Origin of the sequence: Bartonella sp. OT172YNZD (genome assembly GCF_042193725.1) — a bacterium.
In the GTDB taxonomy this organism is placed as follows: domain Bacteria; phylum Pseudomonadota; class Alphaproteobacteria; order Rhizobiales; family Rhizobiaceae; genus Bartonella; species Bartonella grahamii_A.
This window is the reverse complement of record NZ_JBHILZ010000031.1, coordinates 1-6,649: the sequence shown is the minus strand read 5'-3', so window position 1 is coordinate 6,649 and position 6,649 is coordinate 1. Positions and strand designations below refer to the sequence as shown.

The window sequence follows — 6,649 nt, the reverse complement described above, 5'->3', positions numbered from 1 at the left end:
ATGCGGCGCACCACAACAGTGAAGATATGGACGCAATTTGACCCACAAGCGCAAGTCTTTACCCCCGATGAAACACGACAAATCACAGGAATTGACTTTCATCTTTGTAAAATCGGTAATCAAAACCATGATCTGGTGATTGATTTGGTCACCACCGAAAATGGTTATCCAACCGCCGATATTCAAGCACAAAGCTTTTATTCTATGAAGGGCGCAAAGCTAGGTTGGGCAGAGGCACGCTATGATGTGCCACTCCTTGTCCCTGATGATCGCTTAACGGCTTTTGTCATTAAAACCGATGATAGTAATCATTCCGTCTCATTGGCAAAACTTGGGGTTTTTGATGCAGAACACCAGAGATATGTCTCGAGCCACCCTTATGTGACGGGTCCACGCTTTTCTTCTGTCAATGCACAGACATGGACCGCGCATCAAGATGAGGCTTTAGCCTTTCGAGTGCTGGCCGCACGCTACACACAAACAGAAAAAACCATTGATCTTGGCACTTTTGACCTTGTGGACTGCTCTGATTTGCAAGTGCGCGCAGCCATTGAATTGCCTTCAAGTGAATGTTCTGTCATCTTTGAAATTGAAAGAAACAATGGCACGGTTTATCAACTGCTTCCTTTTCAATTACTCAGTCTTACCGAATATATCAGTGAAAAGGTAAAGCTTCGCGCCATTCTCAAAGGCACCGAAAAGCTCTCACCTGTTTTGTTTGCTCCTGTTCAATTGATTGCGGGGAAGATTCATAAAGAAGCGACCTATGTCACCCGTGCTTTTGCCTTTGGCGAAAAGGCAAGATTAACGAGCTATATCAAAACATTTTTACCAGGCGGTGCAACGTTCATTTGCGAGATGCAACTGGATGATGGTGCGTTTGTCCCTCTCACATTAGAGGAAACAGAACAACTCGCTGAACCACTTTGGACAGAGCAAAAATTTATCAGTGGTGATAAAGGCGCCAAACAAGCGCGCTTAAAACTCACGCTTACCGGCGGACCAGCAGCTCGGTCTATGGTGAGTGATTTTGGCGCTGGCATATTATAATGGGAAAATGAGAGATGACCAAAACCAAAAAACTCGACATGGAATTGCCTAAAGAGGGGCGTTTTATCAGTTCTGAATTCCCAATCTTGCGCGAAAACTTGACCAAAATTGATCAAGCCATTGCGGATGTTGAGGAAAAGGTAGACGAAAAAGCGCCTTTACAACACACCCATAGCATAAGTGATGTCACAGATCTTGAAGCAGCCTTGAAGGGCAAAATGGCAGCCGATAAAACCTTCACTTTTGCCGATTTAAGCGATGTCGAGGGGGCAAAAGATGCGGCTAACAATTATGTTCTCTATAAATCAAGCAATAATAACTTCACCTTTGGCAGTGCTGTCTCCCTGTTAGGTGCGCACCAACATAAAACAGAAGATATCGTGGGTCTTGACGATTTTAGAGCCAAGATCAATCAAGATCTCACAAGCTATGGGCGCCTAAAAAGCCCAAATGAATGGCAGAATTATAATAAATTTACCAGCAAAGTCACTATGAGTGATGATTTGGAGCTATTGGGCAATTCCTCGTTTATCCTCATCCATAATGGTGAAACGGTGACAAGTTTAAGCACAAGCGGAAGCTTTCTTAAAGGACCTTTGAGAGTCGATGGAGATCTTGTTTATACCAAGGCGCAAGTGGATAAATTAATAGCTTCATTAGTCAAAAAACCCGTCGAAATTCTTATGACAGAAAGTGGTCCTATTCCATTTCCTGAAGGCGTTACCGATAATACAAAAATTGAAATATGGGCTTGGGGTGGAGGGGGTAGTGGACGCAGCGGTGGCGGTGGTGGCGGTGGTTGCGTACGGGTTCAAATCAGAGGATCCGATCTTAAAAAATCGAGAGCGGCTCAAATAGGTAGAGGGGGTGGTGGCACAGGTCCTGGTGGTACTACGATTATTGAAGGAATTCTCCGTGCCGGTGGAGGTGGGCTTGGTAGAACTATAGGAATTGATGGAAGTGGTGGTAATGGAGGTCCAGGAGATGACAACGGTAATGGTCGCGGAGGCAATGGTGGTGGCGCTTATTCTAATAGACCCAATTCAAATGGAAGTGATTCGACTTTCAACGGTGGTGGCGGAGGTAGCTATGGAGGAAAAACAGGAGATGGTGGATATGGTGGCAATTCTATTTTTGGTGGTGGTGGGGGTGGTGCTAAGAGTACACATACCACTGATGGTATCGTAAAAGGAGGTTACAGTGGAAAAGGCGGGAATGGTGGTGATGGGAATAATTCTATCGGCGGTGGCGGTGGAGGCTATTTTCCAGGATCATCTAAAGGTTATGGTGGCGCTGGAGCAATCTTATTTAGATTTTTTATATAGGAGAGATTGATGGAATATGCAGTTGTTGAAAATGGTGTGGTGACAAATATTATTGTCGCATCAAAAGATTATGTTCACACCTTTGATGGAGAAGCTATCCGTTCAAAGGAAGCACAAATTGGTTGGACTTATAAGGACGGGGTGTTCTCTCCTCCCGTTGTTAAGGAAAGCACAAAACAGCTTTCATCTACTGAAATGGCAGAAACAGACGCACCTGTAGAGCACATAAAAGAACCACAAGAGAAAGATAATCAAGTCTAAGCTATTAGGCTTTCCAGTGGGATATTAAACTGTTGGTGCAAATTTTTAATCATGCGCAGTGTTAATTTTCTTTTACCACTCAATATCTCGTAAACGCGATTTAAATGACCAATCGCAGGAACAAGATCTTTAGCACTTAAGTTCATTTGTTCCATTCTAAATTTAATAGCTTCAATTGGATGAGGAGGAGAAACAGGATAGTGCTCTGCTTCATATGCTTCAATCAACAATACAAGAACCTCCATTTGATCAAATTCGGGAGTCCCTTCTTGAGGTTGATTATCAAACATTGCTGACACAATTTCTAAGGCTTCTTGATAATCTTGTTCAGTGCGAATGGGCTTGATATTCATTTCTTAAATTCCTTTAGTTCTACAGTATTGGCATCAATCGCATCATACTGTTTATGCGTTCCTATAAATTTTATATAAAGCCAACCTGCCGGATAAAAAATTGAAACAATTAAACGATAGTCATTACCTCTAATATTAAAAACAACACGATTATTTTTTAATATGCTTGCATTTTTATATTTCTCTTTAATGTCATGAGGAGAACGCCATTGTGCGTTTTTAGCTTCATCTACCCATGCTTTTAATGGTTGTTCAGCATCAGGATATCGAGTCCAAAAAGTTTGAAGTGTGGAGATTTTAACAATTTTCATAAGTATATCCTGATTTTTATTAGCTGTAGTCCCATTTTGGTACCAAGTCAAGATATTTATAAAAAGAAAGTGCTTGTTGAAAACAAACCTTTCTCAAGAGCGGCTTTTAACCTCTCATTTTTCCCATTCATTTTCATTCACCCCTCATTTAAAGGAGCATAAAGTATGGCAACAGGTTTTCTACACGGTGTTGAAGTTGTCGAGGTTGACGACTGCACCCGCCCCCTTCGCGCGGTTCAGTCTGCCGTTATCGGGATTGTTGGCACGGCGCCCGATACCGATGACCGAGCATTCCCCCTCAACACACCCGTTTTGGTAGCCGGCTCTCTTTCACAAGCCGCTAAACTGGATAAAACAGGGAAGAGACGCGGCACCCTACCCAATGCCCTTGATCTTATTTTTAAACAAGTAGGAGCAATTATCGTTGTCGTACGCGTGCAAGAAGGTAACAACGAAAATGCAACACTCACCAATATTCTAGGTGGTGTAAACGCAAATGGTGCTTATGAAGGCGTTCATGCTTTCATTGGAGCACAATCCATTGTAGGACAAACACCACGCATTCTGATTGCTCCAGGCTTTACACATAAGCGCCCTTCCGGTGTGGGTATTGAAGGGAATGAAACTGATGCAACTGCCAACCCCGTCGCAGCAGAATTGATTGGCATTGCAGAGCGTCTGCGTGCTATTGTGGTGCTTGATGCTCCAAATAGCACAGATGAAGCAGCCCTTAACACAGCAAAGGATTTTGATTCAAAGCGCGCCATTCTTATTGATCCATTTGTAAAGGTGAATCGTGATGGAAAAATCGTAGAAGAACCAGCAAGTGCAGCAGTTGCAGGTGTCATTGCCAAAACTGATTTTACACACGGTTTTTGGCATTCACCTTCAAACAAAGTGATCAATGGCATTGTTGGAACTGCGCGCCCCATTGATTTTTCCATTGGGGACAGATCAAGCCGTGCTAACCTTCTTAATGAACAAAACATCACAACAATTATCCGCGAAAATGGTTATCGCCTCTGGGGCAATCGCACCCTTTCAAGCGATACAAAATTTGCTTTCTTATCGGTAGTACGCACCGCAGATATGATCAATGACGCCATTTTGCGCGGGCATCTATGGGCTGTCGACCGCAATATCAAAAAAACTTACATGCATGATGTCAGTGAAAGCGTCAATGCCTATTTGCGTGATTTAAAAGCACAAGGCGCCATTCTTGGTGGGCGTTGTACGCCTGATCCAGAGTTGAATACAGCAAGCGCTATTGAAAGCGGCAGAGTCTATTTCAATGTCGAATTCACCCCAGCAACACCAGCAGAACACATCACGTTCCGTTCACGCATTGTGAATAATTACTTAGAGGAGATTTTTTAATGGCCATACCCATTTTACCAAGAGTTTTGAAATATTTTAACATTTTTGTCGACGGCATTCCCTATCAAGCAAAATGTGAAAGCGTAACATTACCGAATTTGAACTTGGTTGTTGAAAGTTATCGTGGCGGAGGCATGGATAGCTCTATTGAAGTTGACCTTGGTCTTGAAACTCTCATTCTCACCATGACAATTTCTGATTGCTCTCCAGAGTTGATGACACTGTTGGGGCGCACGGATGTCGACATTTCATTGCGCAGTTCAATGCAAGCACAGGGCACCCCCGCAGAAGGCATCATTATTACCATGAGAGGGCTTTGCAAAGGCTTTGAAATGGCAGAGTGGCAACCGGGAGGAAAAGCAACTTCTACAGCAACATTCACATTGCAATATTTCAAATATGTCCAGAAGGACGTTGAAATCGTTGAGATAGACGTCCCAAACCTCATCAGAAAATTCAATGGCGTCAATCAATTAGCAGATCATAGAGAAAACTTAGGATTATAAAAATGACAGTACAAACAAGCATTACACATAAATTACTTGTACCGATTACCTTTGAAGGAAAAGAGCATACCGAAATCAACTTACGGCGCCCGAAATATAAAGATTTAAAAGCGACCTTTAAGGAAGACGATGCTGATCAGTTAGAATTCATTACTTCACGCCTTTCTGGCTGGCCCATAGATGCCGTTGAGGAAATTGATCATTATGACATGGAAGATATTCGTGAGATTATAGATTTTTTTTCAAGTCGGCGGGCTTCCAAGACTGCGAAACTGCCGCGAAACTCATAGCTGATATTGCCATTGTTTTTCATTGGCCACTTTCAGACATGATGGAAATGGAACTGGAAGAATTGGTCTTTTGGCGAAATCAAGCAGCAGAAAGGTATAAGACAAAATGAGTGAAAAAGTTGCTGATGCAAAGGTGAGATTATCTCTTGAAGACAAACTCACCGCACCTCTCAAACATCTTCAAAAAAAATTCGATACATTGTCAAAAACACTCTCACTGAGGTTGAGTATTCCGCGCTTTTCTGCTGCCGTCAAAAACATGACGTCAAGTTTGAAAGGTGTTCAAAGTGCTCTTGGCACGGCGGCAAGCCGTGCTTCGGTCTTTACTGGTGCTTTAGGGCTTGCTGGTGGCGGTCTTGTGGCAAGTGTAACCGCCCTCACCATGAAAACCATGCATCTGGGCGATAGTTTTTATCACGCATCACGGCATTTAAATATGAGTGTTGCATCACTTCAATTATGGGGTGATGCAGCCGATAATTCAGGCACTTCTGCTGAACTTTTTCAACAATCTCTAGCAACTTTAAATAGGCGTTCAGCACAAGCCTATGCTGGACAAAAAAGAGGCATGATGGGCTTTGAAGCACTTGGCATTTCTGTCAAAAACACTTCTGGAAAACTCAAATCCACTTCTGTCTTGTTAGAAGAAATTACCGACAAGATGAGTCAGATGAAAAGCCAAGCACAAAGACAGCATATTGCTGCTCTGCTGTTTGGGGGCGATGGTAAAGAAATGGCGACCATGCTTGCGCAAGGGATGGCACCCATTAAAGAGCTGTTTGCAAAGGCGCGGAAAGGAAAATGGCTGATAGGTGCCGATGTTGCACGCTATGCCGCAGATTTAAGTGACAAAATGGGAGCCTTTAAGAAAAAAATAGGCGGTATCGCGAGTTTTATTGGCGCGCGTTTCATGCCTGTCATCAATGATATGATTGATGGTTTTTCTCGCCTGATTGATGAAAACCGCAACCTCATCCAAACAACCGTTGCTGGATGGGCTAAAAGCGTAAAAAAAGTCTTTAATGATTTGCTTAATCCTACCTCTGATTTGAGAAAAGGCATCAGTGATCTTACAGAGAGAATTAAAGGCTGGTTTCGCTGGCTAGAGCCATTGATTGGTGAAATAACCGTCTTTAAGGTAGGTCTTGTCGCACTTGGTTCGTTCATTTTTGGTCC

The 6,649-nt window shown here is 43.0% G+C and carries 9 protein-coding genes and 1 pseudogene; 8 read left to right on the top strand and 2 right to left on the bottom strand.

All coding sequences use genetic code 11. The annotated features are described in order from the left end of the window. From ACFIJS_RS08440 to ACFIJS_RS08430, 3 genes and pseudogenes are all read left to right on the top strand, one after another. Positions 1 to 1,050, top strand: a pseudogene (locus ACFIJS_RS08440) (DUF4815 domain-containing protein); the annotation flags it as partial. Positions 1,051 to 1,064: 14 nt separating this feature from the next. Further along, complete coding sequence (locus tag ACFIJS_RS08435) at positions 1,065 to 2,375, top strand: Bgr_08870 family protein (RefSeq protein WP_375651133.1); 1,311 nt, start codon at positions 1,065 to 1,067, stop codon at positions 2,373 to 2,375. Positions 2,376 to 2,384: 9 nt separating this feature from the next. Continuing rightward, positions 2,385 to 2,636: a hypothetical protein gene (locus ACFIJS_RS08430; protein ID WP_375651132.1), complete on the top strand. Its 252-nt coding sequence runs from the start codon at positions 2,385 to 2,387 to the stop codon at positions 2,634 to 2,636. On the opposite strand, the gene ACFIJS_RS08425 is transcribed toward ACFIJS_RS08430, so the two are convergent. Together ACFIJS_RS08425 and ACFIJS_RS08420 are read right to left on the bottom strand one after the other, a co-directional pair. Further along, positions 2,633 to 2,989 carry a type II toxin-antitoxin system HigA family antitoxin gene (locus tag ACFIJS_RS08425; protein ID WP_375651130.1) on the bottom strand — a complete coding sequence of 119 codons (357 nt, stop codon included), beginning with the start codon at positions 2,987 to 2,989 and terminating at the stop codon, positions 2,633 to 2,635. The two genes, ACFIJS_RS08430 and ACFIJS_RS08425, sit on opposite strands and share 4 nt — an antisense overlap. Then, entirely contained in the window at positions 2,986 to 3,300 is a 315-nt protein-coding gene (locus ACFIJS_RS08420; RefSeq protein ID WP_019220259.1) for a type II toxin-antitoxin system HigB family toxin, read from the bottom strand. The genes ACFIJS_RS08425 and ACFIJS_RS08420 overlap by 4 nt, the downstream gene beginning before the upstream one ends. 165 nt (positions 3,301 to 3,465) lie before the next feature. Here ACFIJS_RS08420 and ACFIJS_RS08415 point away from each other — a divergent pair, with 165 nt between their 5' ends. The 5 genes from ACFIJS_RS08415 to ACFIJS_RS08395 all read left to right on the top strand — a co-directional run. Further along, positions 3,466 to 4,677, top strand: coding sequence for a phage tail sheath subtilisin-like domain-containing protein (locus ACFIJS_RS08415; protein ID WP_375651129.1), 1,212 nt, complete (start codon positions 3,466 to 3,468; stop codon positions 4,675 to 4,677). Beyond that, positions 4,677 to 5,183, top strand: a complete 507-nt coding sequence (locus ACFIJS_RS08410; RefSeq protein ID WP_375651128.1) for a phage major tail tube protein — start codon at positions 4,677 to 4,679, stop codon at positions 5,181 to 5,183. Before ACFIJS_RS08415 ends, ACFIJS_RS08410 begins: the two co-directional genes overlap by 1 nt. Positions 5,184 to 5,185: 2 nt before the next feature. Next, positions 5,186 to 5,473, top strand: coding sequence for a phage tail assembly protein (locus ACFIJS_RS08405; protein WP_375651126.1), 288 nt, complete (start codon positions 5,186 to 5,188; stop codon positions 5,471 to 5,473). A 38-nt stretch (positions 5,474 to 5,511) separates the two neighbouring features. Next, positions 5,512 to 5,583, top strand: a complete 72-nt coding sequence (locus tag ACFIJS_RS08400; RefSeq protein ID WP_081429755.1) for a GpE family phage tail protein — start codon at positions 5,512 to 5,514, stop codon at positions 5,581 to 5,583. Next, positions 5,580 to 6,649, top strand: a 1,070-nt coding sequence (locus ACFIJS_RS08395; RefSeq protein ID WP_375651125.1) for a phage tail tape measure protein, incomplete at its 3' end; no start/stop codon positions are given. The genes ACFIJS_RS08400 and ACFIJS_RS08395, both read left to right, overlap by 4 nt.